Source organism: Pseudomonas sp. ZL2, assembly GCF_054788455.1.
Map to the genome: position 1 here is coordinate 13,501 of NZ_JBGOGX010000031.1, position 19,951 is coordinate 33,451.

19 protein-coding genes and 1 tRNA gene are annotated in these 19,951 nt (G+C 62.9%); 12 read left to right on the forward strand and 8 right to left on the reverse strand.

Annotated elements, in window-relative coordinates:
• Positions 1 to 84 precede the first annotated feature (84 nt).
• From ABM562_RS19015 to ABM562_RS19035, 5 genes are read left to right on the forward strand one after another with little or no spacing between them, the layout of a single operon-like run.
• Positions 85 to 537, forward strand: coding sequence for a MarR family winged helix-turn-helix transcriptional regulator (locus ABM562_RS19015; RefSeq protein WP_115089487.1), 453 nt, complete (start codon positions 85 to 87; stop codon positions 535 to 537).
• Complete coding sequence (locus ABM562_RS19020) at positions 534 to 2,624, forward strand: FUSC family protein (protein WP_233674163.1); 2,091 nt, start codon at positions 534 to 536, stop codon at positions 2,622 to 2,624. Before ABM562_RS19015 ends, ABM562_RS19020 begins: the two co-directional genes overlap by 4 nt.
• Positions 2,621 to 2,833, forward strand: coding sequence for a DUF1656 domain-containing protein (locus tag ABM562_RS19025; protein WP_460422946.1), 213 nt, complete (start codon positions 2,621 to 2,623; stop codon positions 2,831 to 2,833). The genes ABM562_RS19020 and ABM562_RS19025 overlap by 4 nt, the downstream gene beginning before the upstream one ends.
• Positions 2,830 to 3,705: an efflux RND transporter periplasmic adaptor subunit gene (locus ABM562_RS19030; protein WP_115089485.1), complete on the forward strand. Its 876-nt coding sequence runs from the start codon at positions 2,830 to 2,832 to the stop codon at positions 3,703 to 3,705. Before ABM562_RS19025 ends, ABM562_RS19030 begins: the two co-directional genes overlap by 4 nt.
• The gene (locus ABM562_RS19035; RefSeq protein WP_134061158.1) at positions 3,702 to 5,102 is read left to right on the forward strand and encodes an efflux transporter outer membrane subunit; all 1,401 of its coding nucleotides are present in this window, start codon (positions 3,702 to 3,704) and stop codon (positions 5,100 to 5,102) included. The genes ABM562_RS19030 and ABM562_RS19035 overlap by 4 nt, the downstream gene beginning before the upstream one ends.
• Before the next feature lie 83 nt (positions 5,103 to 5,185).
• Here ABM562_RS19035 and ABM562_RS19040 read toward each other — a convergent pair whose 3' ends face one another.
• Positions 5,186 to 5,932: a slipin family protein gene (locus tag ABM562_RS19040; protein ID WP_038997749.1), complete on the reverse strand. Its 747-nt coding sequence runs from the start codon at positions 5,930 to 5,932 to the stop codon at positions 5,186 to 5,188.
• Between the two features lies 1 nt (position 5,933).
• A complete protein-coding gene (locus ABM562_RS19045) occupies positions 5,934 to 7,319 on the reverse strand; it encodes an NfeD family protein (RefSeq protein WP_115089483.1) in 1,386 nt (461 codons plus the stop codon).
• A gap of 102 nt (positions 7,320 to 7,421) precedes the next feature.
• On the opposite strand from ABM562_RS19045, the gene ABM562_RS19050 reads away from it, so the two are divergent.
• From ABM562_RS19050 to ABM562_RS19060, 3 genes are all read left to right on the forward strand, one after another.
• A complete protein-coding gene (locus ABM562_RS19050) occupies positions 7,422 to 7,880 on the forward strand; it encodes an aminoacyl-tRNA deacylase (protein ID WP_115089482.1) in 459 nt (152 codons plus the stop codon).
• A 60-nt stretch (positions 7,881 to 7,940) separates the two neighbouring features.
• Entirely contained in the window at positions 7,941 to 8,183 is a 243-nt protein-coding gene (locus tag ABM562_RS19055; protein WP_010222083.1) for a DUF2789 domain-containing protein, read from the forward strand.
• A 71-nt stretch (positions 8,184 to 8,254) separates the two neighbouring features.
• Positions 8,255 to 8,893, forward strand: a complete 639-nt coding sequence (locus ABM562_RS19060) for a hypothetical protein (RefSeq protein WP_038997745.1) — start codon at positions 8,255 to 8,257, stop codon at positions 8,891 to 8,893.
• A 12-nt stretch (positions 8,894 to 8,905) separates the two neighbouring features.
• Here the strand turns inward: ABM562_RS19060 and ABM562_RS19065 are convergent, their stop codons facing one another.
• From ABM562_RS19065 to ABM562_RS19080, 4 genes are all read right to left on the reverse strand, one after another.
• Positions 8,906 to 9,346 carry a CBS domain-containing protein gene (locus ABM562_RS19065; protein ID WP_115089481.1) on the reverse strand — a complete coding sequence of 147 codons (441 nt, stop codon included), beginning with the start codon at positions 9,344 to 9,346 and terminating at the stop codon, positions 8,906 to 8,908.
• A gap of 174 nt (positions 9,347 to 9,520) precedes the next feature.
• Positions 9,521 to 9,979 carry a DUF805 domain-containing protein gene (locus ABM562_RS19070; RefSeq protein ID WP_415842486.1) on the reverse strand — a complete coding sequence of 153 codons (459 nt, stop codon included), beginning with the start codon at positions 9,977 to 9,979 and terminating at the stop codon, positions 9,521 to 9,523.
• A gap of 15 nt (positions 9,980 to 9,994) precedes the next feature.
• A complete protein-coding gene (locus ABM562_RS19075; protein WP_115089480.1) occupies positions 9,995 to 10,348 on the reverse strand; it encodes a zinc ribbon domain-containing protein in 354 nt (117 codons plus the stop codon).
• Between the two features lie 134 nt (positions 10,349 to 10,482).
• Positions 10,483 to 12,339, reverse strand: a complete 1,857-nt coding sequence (locus tag ABM562_RS19080) for a DUF3857 domain-containing transglutaminase family protein (RefSeq protein ID WP_115089479.1) — start codon at positions 12,337 to 12,339, stop codon at positions 10,483 to 10,485.
• A 180-nt stretch (positions 12,340 to 12,519) separates the two neighbouring features.
• Here ABM562_RS19080 and ABM562_RS19085 point away from each other — a divergent pair, with 180 nt between their 5' ends.
• The gene (locus ABM562_RS19085; protein WP_460422949.1) at positions 12,520 to 14,493 is read left to right on the forward strand and encodes a TonB-dependent receptor family protein; all 1,974 of its coding nucleotides are present in this window, start codon (positions 12,520 to 12,522) and stop codon (positions 14,491 to 14,493) included.
• An 88-nt stretch (positions 14,494 to 14,581) separates the two neighbouring features.
• Here ABM562_RS19085 and ABM562_RS19090 read toward each other — a convergent pair whose 3' ends face one another.
• Entirely contained in the window at positions 14,582 to 14,884 is a 303-nt protein-coding gene (locus tag ABM562_RS19090; RefSeq protein WP_258578627.1) for a DUF3077 domain-containing protein, read from the reverse strand.
• A 464-nt stretch (positions 14,885 to 15,348) separates the two neighbouring features.
• A tRNA-Arg gene (locus tag ABM562_RS19095) sits at positions 15,349 to 15,425 on the reverse strand.
• Between the two features lie 261 nt (positions 15,426 to 15,686).
• Here ABM562_RS19095 and gabD point away from each other — a divergent pair.
• The 3 genes from gabD to ABM562_RS19110 all read left to right on the forward strand — a co-directional run bounded on the left by gabD (position 15,687) and on the right by ABM562_RS19110 (position 19,942).
• Positions 15,687 to 17,129 (forward strand): NADP-dependent succinate-semialdehyde dehydrogenase, encoded by a 1,443-nt coding sequence (gene gabD, locus ABM562_RS19100; protein WP_460422951.1) that lies wholly within the window; start codon positions 15,687 to 15,689, stop codon positions 17,127 to 17,129.
• A gap of 183 nt (positions 17,130 to 17,312) precedes the next feature.
• Positions 17,313 to 18,593 carry a 4-aminobutyrate--2-oxoglutarate transaminase gene (gabT, locus tag ABM562_RS19105; protein WP_038997739.1) on the forward strand — a complete coding sequence of 427 codons (1,281 nt, stop codon included), beginning with the start codon at positions 17,313 to 17,315 and terminating at the stop codon, positions 18,591 to 18,593.
• Positions 18,594 to 18,733: 140 nt separating this feature from the next.
• A complete protein-coding gene (locus ABM562_RS19110) occupies positions 18,734 to 19,942 on the forward strand; it encodes an HDOD domain-containing protein (protein ID WP_460422953.1) in 1,209 nt (402 codons plus the stop codon).
• Positions 19,943 to 19,951 lie beyond the last annotated feature (9 nt).

A 19,951-nucleotide genomic window follows, 5' to 3' on the forward strand; every position in this document is an offset into this window, starting at 1 on the left:
TGTCAGCCACTATTGACGGCAGGGGCGGTGATCGAAGAATATTGATAGTTAGCAAACTATGAATATAGCCACGAACCTCCCCTCATGACCCTCGACGCACTGCAACTCAACATCAGCAGCGGTATGGTGGTGGCCGGCCGGCACTGGCGGCGCATCTGCCAGGCGACCCTGGCCGGCTACGGCATTTCCGAAGCCTGCGCGGTGCCACTGCTGATGATCGTGCGGCTGGGCGATGGCGTGCATCAGGTCGCCGTAGCGCAAGCGGCAGGGCTCGAAAGCCCGTCACTGGTGCGCCTGCTCGACCAGCTGTGCAATGCCGGCTTCGTCTGCCGCACTGAAGATCCGGTCGACCGTCGAGCCAAGGCCCTGAGCCTGACCGCCAGCGGCCGGGTGCTGGCTGAAGCCATCGAAGGCGAACTGGTGCGCCTGCGCCGCGAAGTGCTGCAGGGCATCGACGAAGCTGACTTGCTGGCCACCCTGCGCGTACTGCGCGCCTTCGAAGAGGCCGCCCAGCGCACCCCGGGCGTGCCGGCGTGAGCGGATTTTTCAGCTCAATGCCGCCCGCGCGCGACTGGTTCTACGGTGTGCGCACCTTCGCCGCATCGATGATTGCCCTGTACATTGCCCTGCTCATGCAGCTGCCACGGCCTTACTGGGCCATGGCCACGGTGTATATCGTCTCCAGCCCGTTCGTCGGGCCGACCAGTTCCAAGGCTCTGTATCGCGCCATGGGCACCTTGCTCGGCGCTGCCGGGGCGGTGTTTTTGGTGCCGCTGCTGGTGCAGACGCCGGTGCTGCTGACGGTCGCCGTGGCCTTGTGGACCGGCACCTTGCTGTTCCTCTCGCTGCACCTGCGCACCGCCAACAGCTATGCGTTGATGCTTGCTGGCTACACCTTGCCGATGATTGCCCTGCCGGTGGTCGACGACCCGCTGGCGGTGTTCGATATCGCCTCTTCGCGGGCCCAGGAAATCTGCCTGGGCATTGTCTGCGCGGCGGTGGTCGGGGCGATCTTCTGGCCGCGGCGCCTGACCCCGGTGCTGGTTGGCGCCACCGGCAACTGGTTCAACGAGGCGATCCGTTACAGCGATACCTTTCTGGCCCGCGAAGCCAGCGCCGATAAGGTCGGCGGCTTGCGCGCCTCGATGGTCACCACCTTCAACTCGCTGGAGCTGATGATTGGCCAGCTGTCCCATGAAGGCGCCCGCCCGCAAACGGTGAAGAACGCCCGCGAGCTGCGCGGGCGGATGATCCACCTGCTGCCGGTGATCGATGCCCTCGACGACGCCTTGCTCGCCCTTGAAGGCCGCGCCCCGGCCCAGACCGAACAATTGCAGCCGTTGCTGACTGCGGCCCGCGCCTGGTTGCAAGGCACCGCGCAGGCCCCCTCGGCGGCGCGCTGGTCAGTGTTGCGTGCACAAATCGAACACCTGCAACCGAGTGCCGCGGCCCTTGATGAACGCGCCTCTCTGCTGCTGTCCAACGCACTCTATCGCCTGGCCGAGTGGGTCGACCTGTGGCAGGACTGCTGCAGCCTGCAGCACGCCATCCGCAACGAAGACCTGTCGCCCTGGCGCGCGGTCTATCGGCACTGGCGCCTGGGCCGGCTGACGCCGTTTTTTGATCGTGGGCTGATGCTGTACTCGGTGTTCTCCACCGTCAGCGCAATCATCGTCGCCACCACGCTGTGGATCTTGCTTGGCTGGGGCGACGGTGGCAGCGCGGTGATTCTCGCTGCCGTGGCCTGCAGCTTCTTTGCCGCCATGGACGACCCGGCGCCGCAGATCTACCGGTTTTTCTTCTGGACTTCGCTGTCGGTGCTGTTCGCCAGCCTTTACCTGTTCCTGGTGCTGCCCAACCTGCACGACTTCCCGATGCTGGTGCTGGCCTTCGCCGTGCCGTGCATCTGCGTCGGCACCCTGACCGTGCAGCCGCGCTTCTACCTGGGCACCTTGCTGACCATCGTCAACACCGCCTCCTTCATCAGCATCCAGGGCGCCTACGACGCCAACTTCCTGACCTTTATCAACGCCAACCTGGCCGGGCCGGTGGGCTTGCTGTTCGCCTTCGTCTGGACCCTGGTGGTGCGCCCGTTCGGCGTCGAGCTGGCGGCCAAGCGCCTGACCCGCTTCAGCTGGCACGACATCGTCGGCATGACCCAGCCGGCCACGCTGGCCGAGCACCGCCACCTGGGTGTGCAGATGCTCGACCGGCTGATGCAGCAACTGCCGCGCCTGACCCAGACCGGCCAGGACACCGGCACTGCCCTGCGTGACCTGCGCGTGGGCCTGAACCTGCTCGACCTGCTGGCCTACATGCCCCGGGTCGGCGCGCATCCGCGCCAGTTGCTGGAGCGGGTGGTGGAAGAGGTGGGTGAACACTTCCAGGCCTGCCTGGATGCCCGCCGTCGCCTGCATGCTCCCGAGGTGCTGTTGCAGAGCATGGAGCGCGCCCGCCGTGCGCTGAACCTCAACGACCTGGCTGATTGCGCCGAAGCCCGCGTGCACCTGCTGCACGCCCTGAGCGGCTTGCGCCTGGCACTGTTGCCGGGGGTCGAGGTGGTGCTGGAGCCGTCCGGCGATCAGTCACAACTGCCCTACGGCATCGATGGAGCGCCGCTGTGATCGGAGATCTGGATATCAGCGGGGTGTTCCTGCCCACGCTGCTGGTGATGATGGTCCTCACCTATTTGCTGTTTCTCGGTGTGCACGCGCTGCTCAACCGCGTGCACTTCTACCGCCTGGTCTGGCACCGGGCGCTGTTCAACGTTGCGCTTTACGGCGTGCTGCTCGGCACGGTCGATCACTTTTGCCGAAACCTGATGCTGCCATGAAAAAACCCTTGTTGACCCTGGGCCGCGTGGTCCTGACCCTGCTGGTAGTGACGCTGGCGACCGTACTGGTCTGGCAGATGGTCATGTACTACATGTTCGCGCCCTGGACCCGGGACGGGCACATTCGCGCCGATGTGATCCAGATTGCCCCGGATGTCTCCGGCTTGATTCAGCAGGTCGAAGTGCGTGACAACCAGGTGGTCAAACGCGGCGACGTGCTGTTCACCATCGACCAGGACCGCTTCCACCTGGCCCTGCGCCAGGCCCAGGCGACCCTGGCCGAGCGCAAGGAAACCCTGGCCCAGGCCCAGCGTGAAGCCCGGCGTAACCGTGGCCTGGGCAACCTGGTGGCGCAGGAGCAACTGGAAGAGAGCCAGTCGCGCCAGGCCCGTGCCGAGTCGGCGCTGGCCGAAGCCCAGGTGGCGGTGGATGCCGCGCAACTGAACCTCGACCGCTCGGTGGTGCGCAGCCCGGTCGATGGCTACCTCAACGACCGCGCGCCGCGTGCCCATGAGTTCGTCAGCGCCGGGCGGCCAGTGCTGTCGGTGGTCGACAGCGACTCCTACCATGTCGATGGCTACTTCGAAGAAACCAAGCTGGCCGGCATTCACATCGGCCAGGCTGTGGATATCCGTGTGCTCGGCGACAACACACGCCTGAGTGGGCGAGTGCAGAGCATCGCCGCCGGTATCGAGGACCGCGACCGCAGCAGCGGCGCCAACCTGCTGCCCAACGTCAACCCGGCGTTCAGCTGGGTGCGGCTGGCCCAGCGAATTCCGGTGCGCATCGCCTTCGATGAAGTACCCGCGGACTTTCGCATGATCGCCGGGCGTACCGCGACGGTGTCGATCGTTGAGGGCAACGGGCAATGAAACGGCTGTCGCTGCTCGGCCTGAGCCTGCTGCTGTCGGCCTGCCAGATGGTTGGGCCGGATTACCAAGTGCCCAAGGACGCCGCTATCCAGCGCGCCGACCTGCAGGGCGAGCTGCGCCAGGACGCCGACAGCGTGGTCTCGGCACCGGTGCCCAAAGACTGGTGGCACCTGTACCAGGACGAACGTCTCAATCAGCTGGTGCGCCAGGCCCTGGCGGCCAACAGCGAATTGCGCGTGGCGGCGGCGAACATCGCCAAGGCCCGAGCCCAGGTCGAAGAAGCCGAAGCCCAGGGTGGCTTCAATGGCGGCGTCAAGCTGGGCGCCCAGCGTTTGCAGGAATCCGGCGAAGCCTTCCTGCAGCCGGAGAAAGTGCCGGTAGCCAATATTGGCGAGGCGATTATCAGCGCGTCCTACCAGTTTGACCTGTGGGGCACCCTCAAGCGTGGCGTCGAGGCCGCCCAGGCCAATGCCGACGCGACCCAGGCCGCCGCCGATACGGCACGCATTACCCTGGTGGCGGACGTGGTGCGCGCCTATACCCAGGTGTGTGCGGCCAACGAGGAATACCACATCGCCCATGAGTCCCTGGACCTGCAGGAACAAAGCGTGACCCTGACCCAGCGCCTGCGTGACGCTGGCCGAGGTGACGAAACCCAGGTGACCCGTTCGCAGACCCAGTTCAAATCGTTGCGCGCCGAACTGCCGCGTTATCAAGCTGCACGTGAAGCGGGCCTGTATACCTTGTCGATGCTGCTGGCCAAGCCGGTCAATCAATTGCCGGCGGGTACTGGCGATTGCGCCGAGCTGCCGCATATCGCCCAGGTACTGCCGGTGGGTGATGGCGCGGCGCTGCTCAAGCGCCGCCCGGATATCCGCCAGGCCGAACGCAGCCTGGCGGCGGCCACGGCGACCATTGGCGTGGCCACCGGGCAGTTGTATCCGGACATCAGCATCGGTGCTCAGGTGGGCACCATCGGTATCCTCGAGAACCTGGGCAAACCTGCGACCAATCGCTGGGGCTTCGGCCCACTGCTGACCTGGAATGTACCGACCAATGGCTCGCGGGCGCGTATTCGTGAAGCAGAGGCTTCGACCCAGGCAGCGTTGGCGCATTTTGACGGCGTGGTGCTCAACGCCATTCGTGAAACCCAGACCAGCCTTGCGCAGTACAGCGCATTGCTGGAGCGGCGTGATGCCTTGGCTGATGCCGAGCGCTCTGCGCAATTGGCGGCGGATCAGACCCATCGCTTTTACCAGGCCGGGCGCGAGTCGTTCCTCGCTGACCTGCAGGCGACCCGTACCTATACCGACATGCGTGCGCAACTGGCGGCGGCCAATACCCAGGTGGCGATGGGGCAGATTGGCTTGTTCCTGGCGTTGGGTGGCGGTTGGTGAGAGCGGCAAGGCTGCGCCTTGCATCGCTGGCAAGGCCAGCTCCCACAGGTGCTGTGTAAACAGAGCCCTTGTGGGAGCCAGCCTTACTTATCCACAAGCCCCTTGAGCATCTCGATCGGCAACGGAAACACGATGGTCGACGACTTGTCGCCGGCAATGCTGCCCAAGGTCTGCATGTACCGCAGTTGCATCGCCCCCGATTGGCGGCCGAGCATTTCCGCTGCCTGCATCAGTTTCTCCGACGCCTGCAGCTCACCTTCGGCATGGATTACCTTGGCCCGCCGCTCCCGTTCAGCCTCGGCCTGACGGGCAATGGCGCGGATCATCGACTCATTGAGGTCGACATGCTTGATCTCGACGTTGGCCACCTTGATGCCCCAGGCATCGGTTTGCGCGTCCAGCACCTGGCGAATATCCAGGTTCAGTCGCTCACGCTCGGCCAGCAGTTCATCCAGTTCATGCTTGCCCAGCACCGCACGTAAAGTGGTCTGCGCCAGTTGGCTGGTGGCCATGAGAAAGTCCTCGACCTGGATGATCGCCTTCTGCGGGTCGAGCACGCGAAAGTACAGCACCGCGTTGACCTTGACCGAGACGTTGTCGCGGGTGATCACATCCTGTGGCGGCACATCCAGCACCACGGTGCGCAGGTCGACCCGGACCATCTGCTGAATCCCCGGAATCAGCAATACCAGCCCCGGCCCCTTGACCCGCCAGAAGCGCCCGAGCTGGAACACCACGCCGCGCTCGTACTCACGCAGGATGCGAAACGCCGACAGCAACAGCACTGCCAGCAGCGCCAGCAAGGCGCCAAAACCCAGTTCGAAAAACATTTCAGTCTCCTTGCTCCGGCGCTTGTGCCTCGGCGCTGACGTCCAGTAGTACGCCCTTGCGTGTAATCACCCGGACGCGTTGCCCCACCTGCAATGGCGTCTGGCACTGGGCTTGCCACTGTTCACCCTGCACCTGCACCGAACCGATGAACGGATCACTGTCATTGACCGCCATCACCGTTGCCAGGCTGCCCACCAGCCCGGCATCACCGCTGACCAGCGCGCGCTTGCGCGCCTTCATGGCCATGCCCAGCACGCCGCCGAGCAGCAGCGCCGAGAGCAGGGCGAGGGTCAGGATCAACGCCAGGGGGATGCCGAAGCCGGGCACGTCGGTGTCCATCAGGATCACCGCGCCGACCACGAAGGCGACGATGCCGCCAAAGCCGACCACACCGAAACTGGGCAAGAACGCCTCGGCAATCATGAAGGCGATGCCGAGCATGATCAGCGCCGCCCCGGCGTAGCTCACCGGCAGCAGCTGCAGGGCATACAGGGCGACCAGCAGGCAGATGCCGCCGATCACCCCGCCAACCCCGGAGCCTGGGCTCATGAACTCGAACATCAGCCCGTAGATGCCGATCATGATCAGGATCAGCGCCACGCTGGGGTTGGTGATCACCGCCAGCAGGCGCGTGCGCCAGTCCGGCTCGCGTTCGATGATGGCCGCGTTGGCGGTGTGCAGCTGTACCGGCTGGCCGGCGGCTTCGAGGCTGGTGCCGTCGAGCTGGCGGAGCAGATCGGGCAGGTCGTTGGCGATGCGATCGATGACCTTCAGGCGCAAGGCGTCATTGGCCGGCAGGCTGACCGATTCGCGTACCGCCTGTTCCGCCCAATCGGCGTTGCGTCCACGCAGTTGCGCCAGGCCGCGAATGTAGGCAGCGGCGTCGTTGATCTGCTTGCGGGTCAGGGTGTCCTGTTCACTGTTCGGTGCCTGTTTATCGCCGGTGGGCGCAGCGGGCGGAGCGGCCGGGTCCTTGGGCGTGCCCGGCAGGCCGCCGATCTGCACCGGCGTGGCCGCGCCGAGGTTGGTGCCCGGGGCCATCACGGCGATATGGCTGGCGTAGAGGATATAGGTACCGGCGCTGGCCGCCCGGGCGCCACCGGGGGCGACGAAAGTGGCTACCGGCACGGGGCTGGCGAGAATCGCCTTGATGATTGCGCGCATCGAGCTGTCGAGCCCGCCGGGGGTATCGAGGCGGATCACCACCAATTGCGCCTGCTGCGCCTTGGCCTGCTCCAGGCCGCGCACCAGATAGTCGGCACTGGCCGGGCCGATAGCGTTATCGATACTCAAAACCAGCACCGGATTACCGGGCGCTGCCACGCCGCTCGTCAGCGCGCCGAGCATCAATAAAAGCAGCAGGTGCCGACACCAGCGAGCGATCACCTGAATTCACCCGGGCTGTGCGTGTCCAATAAGTTTAGTCGGCTGCTTGAGGCAGCACGGCCTAAACTTCAGAAGTGGGGGGGCTATATCCGGAGGTGCATCATGCGAATGGCAAAAACCCTGCAGCAATGCCTGGACAAGGCCGGCTGCGATTACGACATTGTTCCTCACCCACACTCATCCACCAGCCTTGAGTCGGCGCGTACCGCGGGTGTACCGGCCGAGCGGGTGGCCAAGTCGGTCATGCTCGACGACCGCCACGGCAACTACCTGATGGCCGTGCTACCGGCCAACCGTCACCTGGACATGAGCAAGGTGCGCGCCACCGGCGCATGGCAAATGACCCATGAAAGCGGCCTGCCACACCTGTTCGGCGACTGCGAACGCGGCGCCATTCCGGCGCTGGGTGACGCTTACTCGATCAAGATGGTGCTCGATCCGACCCTGACCCGTCAGGGCGATATCTATGTCGAGGCTGGTGATCACGATCACCTGATCCACATGAACATGACGCAGTACCTGAAACTGGTGCCAAACGCCGAAGTGCGCGAGGTTTGCTGATGATCAACCCACTGCCAGGCTGGCGTCGTGGATGCCCGGCCTGGCTCTAAGGAGTGCCCCATGGAAGCACCAAACCACAAGTTTTCCGAATTGTTCAAGCAACTGGGATTACCTGACGATCCGAAGGGGATTGATCAATTCATAACCAGCCATTCGCCGCTAAAAAGCGATATCAAGCTGGTCGATGCGCCGTTCTGGACCTCAAGCCAGCGAGCGTTTCTGAAAGACAGTATCGACGAAGATGCCGACTGGGCGGTGATGTTCGACCAGCTCAACGAGGCGCTGCGGCGTCCGAGAAAATAAACGCTGAGCGGCACATCTACCGGCGAACGGCGTTGCTATGCTCAGGAAAAAACAACAAGGGGATAGCGCTAATGAAAGATCCCTATGCCGCCGGTTTCTGGTGTGCCGTGACCGCCCTGGGCCTGCTGACCGTCGGTTATTTCTATGGAATCAAACAGACCCACCACCTGGGTCAGGCCCTGGTGTTTCTCTACGCCGCCGGAGGCGTGATCGGGGCGCTGGCCCTGACCGCGCTGGCCTGGATTGCCTGGCAGCAATTGCGGGTGAGTAAACGGCAGCTGGCTCAGGGCCGAACACTGGTGGCCATCTGGAACACCAAGGTTGCCTTGCGCCGGGTCGAGACGGTCTTTGACCGCTACTTCTGGGGCAGCTATTGGCAACCCGGGCGCACTTTTCAGGAGGTGATGGGCGAACTTGAAGGCACGCCCCTGGAGCAGAGCCTGGAAGCCCTCAAGCGCCAATGCCGCGAGCTGGACCGCGAAACCCACGACCACCGCCGCCACTGGCTGGACAACGCCCGTGAGCTGTCCACCGTGGCCACCGCCATGGCCCGCGAGCGTTATCAACTGGATTTGTGCGACTCGCAGCAAAGCAGCGGTCGCGGCGCCGCCGTACTCAATCGTGACCTGGAAGTGCTGGTGTACACCTGGTCGGCGCGCCTGCGCAGCTTCGACCACCAGCTCGACGAGCTGGAGGGCGAATACCGCTGACCTGGCGTCGACTCAGTCGCCGCGAATGTACTGTTCCAGCTGCAGGATCATGTTGGCCTGCTCGGCGATGGCCTCCTTGACCAGGTCGCCGATCGACAGCAGGCCGAGCAGCTCGCCGTTCTCGACCACCGGCAGGTGGCGCAGGTGACTGTTGGTCATCATGTTCATGCAGTACTCGACGTTCTGGTGCGGGTCGACGGTGATCACCGGCGCACTCATGATCGCGCTCACCGGTGTGCCCACTGAACTGCGCCCCTTGAGCACCATCTTGCGCGCATAGTCGCGCTCACTGACGATTCCCACCACGCGCCCGTCCTGCACCACTGGCAGGGCACCGACGTTCTTCTCGGCCATCAATTTCAGTGCATCGAGCACCATATGGTCGGGGCCGATGGTGTGAACCGAGTGGTGTTGCTGGGCTTTTGTCTTTAGAAGCTGTGCCACGGTTTTCATAGAGGCCTCTGCGATGCTGGGAGTGGGTGACGGCAGATAGCTACAGAATCGTGTACAGATGGCCGCAGGGCAAGGGAGAAAGCGGCATCGATGTGATTGAAAAACGTCATGGGCGCAAAAACGCAAAAGCGGCCAATGATGGCCGCTTTGCTTGGAGACTCGATCAATCCGTGATCAAGCGATACCTTTCGGGTTCGGGCCGAAACGGTTCGGGCCTGGCTGGCTGTCCTGGCACAGGAAGATCAGGTTGACGATCGGGAGCAGCAGCCACCAGCCGCTACGGTCGGTGTCGTGCATGCGTCGAACGCCGACGGCGATACCCGGGATCAGCAGCGCCAGGCTGTACAGGTTGGAGAGGATCGCACCGGTACCGGCCACGCCTTCGATAAAGCCCAGCACCATGGCTACCAGGATGTTGACCAGGAAGAACATCCAGTATTCCTTGCGGCGCGCACGGCCGGAGAACACGGCGTATTTCTTCAATACTTCAAAGTACCAGATGCCAGTCGGCGCAGGTGCGGCGGCCACAGGTGCTGCAGTGGCTGCAGCGGCTTGCGGTGCACCACAGGCCGGGCAAGTCACGGCGCTGTTGTGGATTTCCTTGGCGCAGCCACGGCAAAAAACCATACTCATTTGTTGTCCCTTACATTAATTAACTGATAGTCCGATATACACAAACAGTGAAATGCCCGACAAAGCCGCGCCGGCAATTGCCATGTTGCTTCCCGGTTTTTTGTTGACGATGCTGAGCGTGCCCAGGACCAGCCCGGTCAGCGCAAACAGGCCTAATCCCAGCAGGGTGTCACGGTCCCAATCGGAGTCGTCGAACAGCGAAAGCCCGCAGAGGATGCCGAGGATCAGCGAGGTGATGCCCATCCAGGGCGAGGGCTGGCTGGCAGGTTGCGAGGTGGCGGGGAGATACTGAGGGGCGCCGCACTGTGGGCAGCTGGGTGCCGTTTCATGGATTTCCTTGGCACAACCGCGGCAAAAAACCATTGCCATGACAATTCCTTTTGATCGTTTCTGCTTACGTGTGTGCAGCAGAAGTCGGCGGGGAGTTTACCAAATATTTCATGGATGGCGTAACAGTGGCAGCGCCCTGCTGAACCCCAAAGGATTTAACAGGGCGCAATACGTCAGCTCTTCTGCACGATCACCTGGCTGTTCAGGTCATTGAGCATGGCGTCCAGGGTTGGCTTCATCTTCTCGAAGTCCTTGACGCTGCACACCGCTTTTGGATTGTGGAAGTCCAGGCGGCGCTTGATCACCAGGCTGTTGCCCTGCTGGGCATACTCGGCACTGTAGTCGAAGTGCTTGTCCTTGAGGGTCACAGGCTTTGGCGCGGCGATGATCTTGACGTCGGCCGGGAACTCGAAGCGCGCCTGCTCTTCAGTGATCCCGGAGATGCAGGTGAAGTCCTGGGTGCGCTGCTTTTCAGCGATAAAGCCGAAGACGTTCTGGGCGATGCCGCCAGCCAGGCTGGTCAGGGTCGGCACGCCGATCGGGCCAGGCAGGTTGACCAGGTTTTCGCTGCGACCGTTGATGTGCATCTCGAAGGCGCCGCTGGTTTCCAGGTCGTCGCTGCTGATCTTGCCGCTACCACGCTGGCCGTAGGCGGCGAGGATGCGCTGGGTCAGCAGGTCGCGCTCGGCCGGTTGCATGTTGCGCATCATCCAGCGGTTCATCTCGGCGGCCCAGCCGTCGATCTTCGAGGCATGAATGAAGTCGGCGGCGCCGCTGCTGGCCACGGTGTAGGTGGTGCTGTTGTGCACCAGGCCGGGCTGGGTGGCCGGCGTGCGGCCGAGCTTGCCGGAGCGGGTCAGCACGGTTGGCTTGTCCAGCACCGGGGCTGGCAGGTAGCCGCTGGCGATGGCTTCGGCGGTGGAGTCCAGGTACAAGTCCAGGCTCGGAATATAGGTGACCACGTGGTTGATCACCCCCAGCGTCGGCACCTTGGGCAGGGCGTAGGCGTTGCCGAGGTTGATCAGCGCCGGGGTGCTTTCAATGTTGACTGCGGCCAGCAGCGCTTCGAGCAGGGCAACGTGGTCCTTGCAGTCGCCGTAGCGATTGCTCAGCACGGTATCGGCAGCATGCGGCACCACGCCGCCGGCACCGATGTACACCGCCACGTAGCGGATGTTGCGGCGTACCCAGTCCCCCAGGGCCAGGGCCTTGTCGCGCGGGTCGTCGATCTTGGCCGTGAGCTTTTCGGCCAGTTCACGGATGGCTGGCGTTACCTCGCTGTTGGCCCGCGCCGCGTAGGCTTTGGCGAACTCGCTGTAGTCGGCGAAGGTGGACACGGCCAGGTACTTGCCGTAGTCCGAGTAGGCTACTGCGCCCAGTTCTGTACGGGCGTTGTCACCCTGCACGTAATCCCACTGGTAGACCTTGCGCCCAGGCTCGGCCTTGGGGCTGGAAGCCTTGAAACCCTTGGCCTCGGCGTTGAGCTTGAGGCTCTTCGGCAGGTCGTAGATCAGGGTGAACTGCTGGGTCGGGTGGAATTGTGGCATCGCCAGGTCTTCGAACTGGCCAGGGAACAGCGGGGTCTTGCGCTGTTTCTTGAAGCTCAGCACCAGGCGATCGCCCACGGCCACTTCCGGGAAGATCACCACCTTGACCAGGCTGTCGTGGAACATCGGCGCCTGGGCCGACTGCGGCTCCTGCTGCTCCTTGATCTGCTCGGGGCTGACCAGCACTTTGCGGCCATCCGGCTTCTGGGTGTAGGCCTGGGTAACTTCAAGGCTTTCCAGGGTGCGGTTGTAATACAGCGACTGCTGAGCCTTGGCCTGGATTGCGCGTTCTTCGTTGATCAGCAGGACCAGGTCCTGGGTGGAGGCGTAGCTGCCGTCTTCGGCGACCACGGTGCGTAGAATGTCCTTTTCGATGGTGACGGAGGGGTCGGTACCGTCGTCCTTGGCCTGTGCCATGTTCAAGGCGAACAGACAGCACAGCATCCCGACCAACCGGGCCGGGGTCAAAGCGAACCGCTTCATAAAGATCCTTCTTGCTGGTGTATTCCAGGGGCCTGATTCGATAAATGCGAATCAGTTAATGGCATTTTGCCTTATAAGTAGCCCTTGCTGCTGCGACAATTTTCTCACCACAGGTTTTTCCTGCGTTTTATGTCTCTATCGATTCAAGGACTCAGCATGTTTACCAGGCGGCACTCCGTCATGACCCTCCTGTTGCTTGGCGCCGGTAGCGCCTGTGCCGACAGCGTCGAACTGGCGCCGCTGGAAGTGACTTCGACGCGGGTCAATTCCGCCTGGCTGCAAACCCCGGCATCCGTTAGCGCCGTGGACATCGCCGAAAAGCCCGGCGAGCAACTGCTGACCCTTGATGCCCTGCTTTCTGCAGTGCCCGGCACTGTGTCGCAAAGCCGCTACAACATGGCCCAGGGCATGCGCCTGTCGATTCGTGGCTTTGGCGCGCGTTCGAGTTTCGGCATGCGCGGCATTCGCGTGCTGGTCGATGGCGTGCCGCTGACCATGCCCGATGGCCAGACCGAAATGGACGGTGTTGATCTGGGCCTGGTGGAGCGCGTCGAAGTGATCCGCGGCTCGGCCTCGACGCTTTACGGCAACGGTGCTGGCGGCGTGCTGGCGATCCAGACCCGCGAGCCGTCGCTGACACCGCAGTCGTCCATCGATGTCAGCGGCGGTGAGTACGGTTACCAGCGCCTGCGCGCCGAAACCAGCGGGACTACCGGCAACCTTGGCGGCCTGCTGGCGCTCAATGTCACCAACCTCGACGGCTATCGCCAGCACTCCACCTCCGAGGCGCGCAACCTCACCGGCAAGCTGCGCTGGCAGGGCGATGCCGGGCAACTGGGGGTCACCTTCCAGGCGCTGGACAACCGCTCCGAAGACCCCGGCGCCCTGACCCTCGCCGAAGTACACGCCAAGCGTGACCAGGCCCGCGCCCAGAGCCTGCTGTACAACGCCGACGAAGACATCACCCAGCAGCGCCTGGCGCTGAACTGGACCGCTGACCTGAGCGAAGACGACAGCTATCAATTGCGCAGCTGGCTGGGGCGCCGCGAGTTTGGCAACCGCCTGCCTTACGCCAACGGCGGGCAAACCTCTTACACCCGGCTGTTCGCCGGAGTAGGCGGGCAGTACACGCACAAGGCCAACTGGTTTGGCCTGGATCAACAAGTCACCGCCGGTGTCGATCTTGAACAGCAACGCGATGACCGTGAACGCCACAACAACCAGATCGGTGGCGGTACCGGTGCGCTGACCCTGCGCCAGCAGGAGAAGGCCGGCAGCGTTGGCCTGTACCTGCAAGACAGCATCGAACTGAGCGAGCGTTGGCAGCTGACCCTGGGCGGGCGTTACGACAGCATGCGCCTGGCGGTGGACGATCGCTTCGAGCGCGACGGCGACGACTCCGGCTCGCGCACCCTCGACGACTGGAACTACAGCGCTGGCTTGAGCTATCGCCTGAGCGAGCATTACCTGGTCTATGCCCGTGTCGCTACCTCATTCGAAACGCCAACGGTCAATGAACTGGCCAACCCGGCGGGCGGCGGATTCAACCCGGGCCTGCAACCGGCGAAGGCGCTCAATCGTGAGCTGGGGATCAAAGGCGAATGGAGCGACTTGCGCGCCGAGGCGGTGCTTTACAGCATCGCGCTTGAAGATGAGCTGGTGCCCTATGTCGACGGCGGCCAGACCTTCTACCGTAACGCTGGCAAGTCGCGCCGCGACGGTGTCGAGTTGAGCGCGGACTACCAGGTGCTGGAACACTGGCGGTTGTCCATGGCCTACAGCTTCAACAACTACCGCTACACCGACTTCAACGGCTTTGACGACAATCGCCTGCCGGGCATTCCTCGTCAGACTTTGTTCAGCGAAGTGGCCTACGAGCGTGATGGTTTCTATGCGCGCTTGAACATGAATGCCTACGGCCCGCAGTACGCCGACAACGCCAACAGCGCGCGGGTTGCCGGGGTGGCGTTGCTCAACCTGCGGGTGGGCAAGCAGTTCGACCTGGGCGGCCAGACGTTGGAACCGTATCTGGGGGTGGATAACCTCAGTGACCGTCATTACTACGACAATTTGCGTATCAATGACGGCGCCGGGCGTTACTACGAGCCGGGCCCGGGGCGCACCCTGTATGCCGGCGCGCGCCTGAATTTCTAACCCGGTAGGAGCGGCGGTGCGACGATTCTGCCACTTCGCCTCGCGGGGCAAGTCGTACCGCCGCTCCCACAATGCCAGTGGTCAGCGGCTATTCACCCACCCGCTCCTCAATCCCATCCAGCAAGGCATCCACCAACCCTTTGGCCATCTCTACCGAATGCAGGGTCGACCACAAGAAGCCCTTGTGGGCCGGATCAATATCGTCGAAAGCCTTGTAGCCAGTGTCGTAAGCGCAGCCTAAGTAGAGAGAGGCGTGCACCAGCGCATCATGGGCGGCGACGCCGGAGCAGACAGCGAACAGCGCAGAGTGCCCGGCTTGGCAATTGCCGAAGACGGAGTGGGCGGTGGTGGCGGTTTTATCGAGTGGTGGATCTGGGACGATTTTTTTCATGTCAGGTTCTTCCGGGTGAAGCTGACACTGTCATCCGTTACCACACGAATGGGTGGCAGCTGTACGCGGGGTGGTAAACCGGGGAGAACCCTAAACCCGGCAGGCTCGAAAGCCTCCCGCGCACAGCCGCCATAGGCTGTGTAGGGTTCACGACACCGGGTTACCACACCCGATCACCGAGTTTTCGGTGACGGGCAGGAGCCTAGAGGCATGAGTTCCCAGGGACAATCAGACGGGCATCGACAGACCGCGTAGGGTATTTCTTAGGACGACACATTTCGAGACTTCGAAACATAATCTGACATAGACGCGCGCTGGTAGGAGCGGCGGTGCGGCGACCCGACTTGCCCCGCGATTGCGGTCTGCCTGCCGTATCGCATCGCGGGGCAAGCCCGCTCCCACACAGGGAGTACTGGGTCGGAAAACAAAAAAGGCCCAGGTATTCACCTGAGCCTTCATCGATATGGCGCACTCGGCGGGATTCGAACCCACGACCCCTGCCTTCGGAGGGCAGTACTCTATCCAGCTGAGCTACGAGTGCAACGCGGGCGCCATGATACCCATCTAGGCTGGCGGCGTCCATCGTCAGAATGACTGTGGTCGATTTCGCACATTCAAGGGGCTATAAGTGACGTTGATCCGAAAAAATCAGCCGCACAGCGCTTTTTGTTCTTTTTTTCGAACACCCTATTGTCCTTTCTCCTCGTTGATCCTAGGATTCGTTTGAGATTTCAAACGCTCTCCTTTTTCTACAATCAATAATTCGCGCCGTGCCTGCACGGTGCAGTTAAGGAAGCCCGACATGCAGCTTAAAGACGCCAAGTTGTTCCGCCAGCAAGCCTTCATCAATGGAGAGTGGCTGGACGCGGACAACGGCCAGACGATCAAGGTCAACAACCCGGCGACGGGCGAGATCATCGGCACTGTGCCGAAGATGGGCGCCGCTGAAACCCGCCGTGCCATCGAGGCCGCCGACAAGGCGCTGCCGGCCTGGCGCGCGCTGACCGCCAAAGAACGTGCTGGCAAGCTGCGTCGCTGGTTCGAGCTGATGATCGAGCACCAGGACGACCTGGCCCGCCTGATGACCACCGAGCAGGGCAAGCCACTGGCCGAAGCCAAGGGCGAGATCGTCTACGCCGCTTCCTTTATCGAGTGGTTCGCTGAAGAAGCCAAGCGCGTCTACGGCGACACCATCCCGGGTCACCAGCCAGACAAGCGCCTGATCGTGATCAAGCAGCCGATCGGCGTGACCGCGGCCATTACCCCGTGGAACTTCCCGGCGGCGATGATCACCCGTAAAGCCGGCCCGGCCCTGGCCGCTGGCTGCACCATGGTGCTCAAGCCTGCTTCGCAAACCCCGTACTCGGCCCTGGCCCTGGTTGAGCTGGCCACCCGTGCCGGTATCCCGGCTGGCGTGCTCAGCGTGGTGACCGGCAGCGCCGGCGACATCGGCAGCGAGCTGACCGGCAACCCGATCGTGCGCAAGCTGTCGTTCACCGGCTCCACCGAAATCGGTCGCCAGCTGATGGCCGAATGCGCCAAGGACATCAAGAAAGTTTCCCTGGAGCTGGGCGGCAACGCGCCGTTCATCGTGTTCGACGACGCAGACCTGGATAAGGCCGTCGAAGGCGCGATCATCTCCAAGTACCGCAACAACGGCCAGACCTGCGTTTGCGCCAACCGTATCTACGTTCAGGACGGCGTCTACGATGCCTTCGCCGAGAAGCTCAAGGCCGCTGTGGCCAAGCTGAAAATCGGCAATGGCCTGGAAGACGGCACCACCACTGGCCCGCTGATCGACAGCAAGGCCGTGGCCAAGGTCCAGGAACACATCGACGACGCCGTCGGCAAGGGCGCCAAAGTGCTCAGCGGCGGCAAGCTGATCGAAGGCAACTTCTTCGAGCCGACCATTCTGGTCGACGTGCCGAAGAACGCTGCCGTGGCCAAGGAAGAAACCTTCGGCCCGCTGGCGCCACTGTTCCGTTTCAAGGACGAGGCCGAAGTCATCGCCATGTCCAACGACACCGAGTTCGGCCTGGCCTCGTACTTCTATGCCCGTGACATGAGCCGTGTGTTCCGTGTCGCCGAAGCCCTGGAGTACGGCATGGTCGGTATCAACACCGGTCTGATCTCCAACGAAGTCTCGCCGTTCGGCGGTATCAAGGCCTCGGGCCTGGGCCGCGAAGGCTCCAAGTACGGCATCGAGGACTACCTGGAAATCAAATACCTGTGCATCAGCGTCTGATCGCAGCGTAAGGCTTTACCTCTGCCAGCGGGGCGCGAGAGCGACGTCTCGCTGGCCTTTTTACACCGTACACCCAGTGGCCTGGGCCCCTGCAGCAGTCGATCAACGCATGCTGCCTGCAGTTGAATACCGGCCACTCCGACTTGAATCGCGCCACCTTGTGTGTGGCGAATTGAGGACATTATGAGCAAGACCAACGAATCTTTGATGCAACGTCGTGTCGCCGCTGTTCCACGCGGTGTTGGCCAGATCCACCCGATCTTCGCCGAGTCGGCAAAAAACGCCACCGTCACTGACGTCGAAGGCCGCGAGTTCATCGACTTCGCCGGCGGTATCGCGGTACTGAACACCGGTCACGTGCACCCGAAGATCATCGCTGCCGTTGAAGCCCAACTGCACAAACTGACCCACACCTGCTTCCAGGTGCTGGCTTACGAGCCTTACGTCGAGCTGTGCGAAAAGATCAACGCCAAGGTGCCAGGCGACTTCGCCAAGAAAACCCTGCTGGTCACCACCGGTTCCGAAGCCGTTGAAAACGCCATCAAGATCGCCCGTGCCGCCACCGGCCGTGCCGGCGTGATCGCTTTCACCGGCGCTTACCACGGCCGTACCATGATGACCCTGGGCCTGACCGGTAAAGTCGTGCCTTACTCGGCCGGCATGGGCCTGATGCCAGGCGGCATCTTCCGCGCCATCTACCCGAACGAGCTGCACGGTGTGAGCATCGACGACTCGATCGCTTCCATCGAACGCATCTTCAAGAACGACGCCGAAGCCCGTGACATCGCTGCCATCATCCTCGAGCCAGTTCAGGGTGAAGGTGGTTTCTACGTCGCGCCGAAAGAATTCATGAAGCGCCTGCGTGCCCTGTGCGACCAGCACGGCATTCTGTTGATCGCTGACGAAGTACAGACCGGCGCTGGCCGTACCGGTACCTTCTTTGCGATGGAACAGATGGGCGTTGCTCCAGACCTGACCACCTTCGCCAAATCCATCGCTGGCGGCTTCCCGCTGGCCGGTGTCTGCGGTAAGGCCGAGTACATGGACGCCATCGCGCCAGGCGGCCTGGGCGGCACCTACGCCGGTAGCCCGATCGCTTGCGCCGCGGCCCTGGCCGTGATGGAAGTGTTCGAAGAAGAAAAACTGCTGGACCGCAGCAAGGCCGTTGGCGAGCGTCTGGTCGCCGGCCTGCGCAAGATCCAGGACAAGCACCCGATCATCGGTGACGTGCGTGCCCTGGGTTCGATGATCGCTATCGAAGTGTTCGACAAAGCCGGTTCCCACACCCCGAACGCTGCCGCTGTAGCCTCGGTTGTGGCCAAGGCGCGTGACAAGGGCCTGATCCTGCTGTCGTGCGGCACTTACGGCAACGTCCTGCGTATCCTGGTTCCGCTGACCTCGCCTGATGAGCAACTGGACCAAGGTCTGGCAATCATCGAAGAGTGCTTCGCAGAACTCGCGTAAACTGTGACGCATTAGAAGAAAACCCGCATCGGCGGGTTTTTTTTCGCCCAAAGGAAGGCCAGGGGGCTAAGGTTGCCTGTAAGTAGACACCCAGGAAGGTGCACTGGATTGCGTGTAGCGGAATATCGGGAGAGTTGTGTATGAGCGTTGTAGAGCCCGCCCAGGCACCGTGCGTGCTGATTGCCGAAGGCGACCCCTGGGTACGGGACATGCTGAGCCAGATGCTCCTCAGCGTGCGCTGCGATGCGCGTTTGCGGGTGTGTGCCGACGGCTCGCAAGCCCTGGCGGCGCTGGCCAGCAAGCCCGACCTGATCATCGCCGCGCGTGAGCTGCCCGGCGGCGATGGCCTCGACTTGCTGCGCAACGTGCGGGCCAAGGGCCGTCAGCCGGCGCTGCCGTTCATTCTCATGAGCAACCGCAGTGACGCCGCCAGTGTGCGCGAGGCGCTGCCGTTCGCGCCGACCGCCTACCTGAGCAAGCCGTTGAACATGGACTCCCTGCGTCAGCGCCTGGAAGACCTGTTACTCAGCGCCGGGGAGGAGGTGGCTTGCCCGGTGCCGCCGTTGCAGCCAGGCTCAACCTTGCCGCGCTTCCTCGAGGGGCGCCGCGCCACCTCCGATGGCGGCCCGCTGTTTGCCGACGTGAAGCTGGCGATCAAGCGCAGCCTGCAACCCCAGGGGCTGGACCTCAAGGTGCTGGAAGCCGAGATCCGCAACGATCCACAGGTCACAGCCGTGCTCATCGCCGCTGCCAACAGCGCTGCACTGCATCGTGATGGCGCGGTGCAGAGTCTGATGCAGGCGCTGAACAAGCTGGGTACAACCCAGAGCATGAACCTGATCCTCGGGCTCGCGCTCAAGCGTAGCGCCAAGCTCAGCGATCCAATCCTGTCGCGCCATGCCGAGCATTTCTGGAACTTGTCGCTGCACACCGCCGAATACGCGCGCACCCTGGCGCGCATGCTCGAGCTCGACCAGGAACGCTGCTATTGCGCCGGCTTGCTACATTGCCTGGGCGATCTGGCGCTGGTGCGTTGCTTGCAGGAATGGCAGCAGGCCGGGGGTGAGCTGGATGAGGATTCGGTGGAGCTGTCGCTCAACGAGTTTGCTGCGGCGTTTGGTTCAGCCTTGCGTACCCGCTGGCGTTTGCCGCTGGAGCTGCGTGAGCTGATTGCGGCGATCTACCAGTTGGGCGGTGGCGTGTATTCGCGCGATGCGCTGGTGATGAACCTGGCCGGGCAGCTGGCACGCTTGCCGGCAGATCAGGGGCTGGAAGGCTTGGCCGAGAGCAAGACCGCGCGGTTGCTCAAGGTGGGGCTGGCGGAGCTGGGCAGGTTGCGCAAGGTTTGAAATTCTGAG

Excerpts from the sequence above, each read along its gene's own strand:
- ABM562_RS19015 (WP_115089487.1), top strand. The coding sequence starts at position 85 with ATGACCCTCGACGCACTGCAACTCAACATCAGCAGCGGTATGGTGGTG.
- ABM562_RS19030 (WP_115089485.1), top strand. The coding sequence starts at position 2,830 with ATGAAAAAACCCTTGTTGACCCTGGGCCGCGTGGTCCTGACCCTGCTG.
- ABM562_RS19035 (WP_134061158.1), top strand. The coding sequence starts at position 3,702 with ATGAAACGGCTGTCGCTGCTCGGCCTGAGCCTGCTGCTGTCGGCCTGC.
- ABM562_RS19040 (WP_038997749.1), bottom strand. The coding sequence starts at position 5,932 with ATGTTTTTCGAACTGGGTTTTGGCGCCTTGCTGGCGCTGCTGGCAGTG.
- ABM562_RS19050 (WP_115089482.1), top strand. The coding sequence starts at position 7,422 with ATGCGAATGGCAAAAACCCTGCAGCAATGCCTGGACAAGGCCGGCTGC.
- ABM562_RS19055 (WP_010222083.1), top strand. The coding sequence starts at position 7,941 with ATGGAAGCACCAAACCACAAGTTTTCCGAATTGTTCAAGCAACTGGGA.
- ABM562_RS19060 (WP_038997745.1), top strand. The coding sequence starts at position 8,255 with ATGAAAGATCCCTATGCCGCCGGTTTCTGGTGTGCCGTGACCGCCCTG.
- ABM562_RS19065 (WP_115089481.1), bottom strand. The coding sequence starts at position 9,346 with ATGAAAACCGTGGCACAGCTTCTAAAGACAAAAGCCCAGCAACACCAC.
- ABM562_RS19070 (WP_415842486.1), bottom strand. The coding sequence starts at position 9,979 with ATGAGTATGGTTTTTTGCCGTGGCTGCGCCAAGGAAATCCACAACAGC.
- ABM562_RS19075 (WP_115089480.1), bottom strand. The coding sequence starts at position 10,348 with ATGGCAATGGTTTTTTGCCGCGGTTGTGCCAAGGAAATCCATGAAACG.
- ABM562_RS19080 (WP_115089479.1), bottom strand. The coding sequence starts at position 12,339 with ATGAAGCGGTTCGCTTTGACCCCGGCCCGGTTGGTCGGGATGCTGTGC.
- ABM562_RS19085 (WP_460422949.1), top strand. The coding sequence starts at position 12,520 with ATGACCCTCCTGTTGCTTGGCGCCGGTAGCGCCTGTGCCGACAGCGTC.
- ABM562_RS19090 (WP_258578627.1), bottom strand. The coding sequence starts at position 14,884 with ATGAAAAAAATCGTCCCAGATCCACCACTCGATAAAACCGCCACCACC.
- gabD (WP_460422951.1), top strand. The coding sequence starts at position 15,687 with ATGCAGCTTAAAGACGCCAAGTTGTTCCGCCAGCAAGCCTTCATCAAT.
- gabT (WP_038997739.1), top strand. The coding sequence starts at position 17,313 with ATGAGCAAGACCAACGAATCTTTGATGCAACGTCGTGTCGCCGCTGTT.
- ABM562_RS19110 (WP_460422953.1), top strand. The coding sequence starts at position 18,734 with ATGAGCGTTGTAGAGCCCGCCCAGGCACCGTGCGTGCTGATTGCCGAA.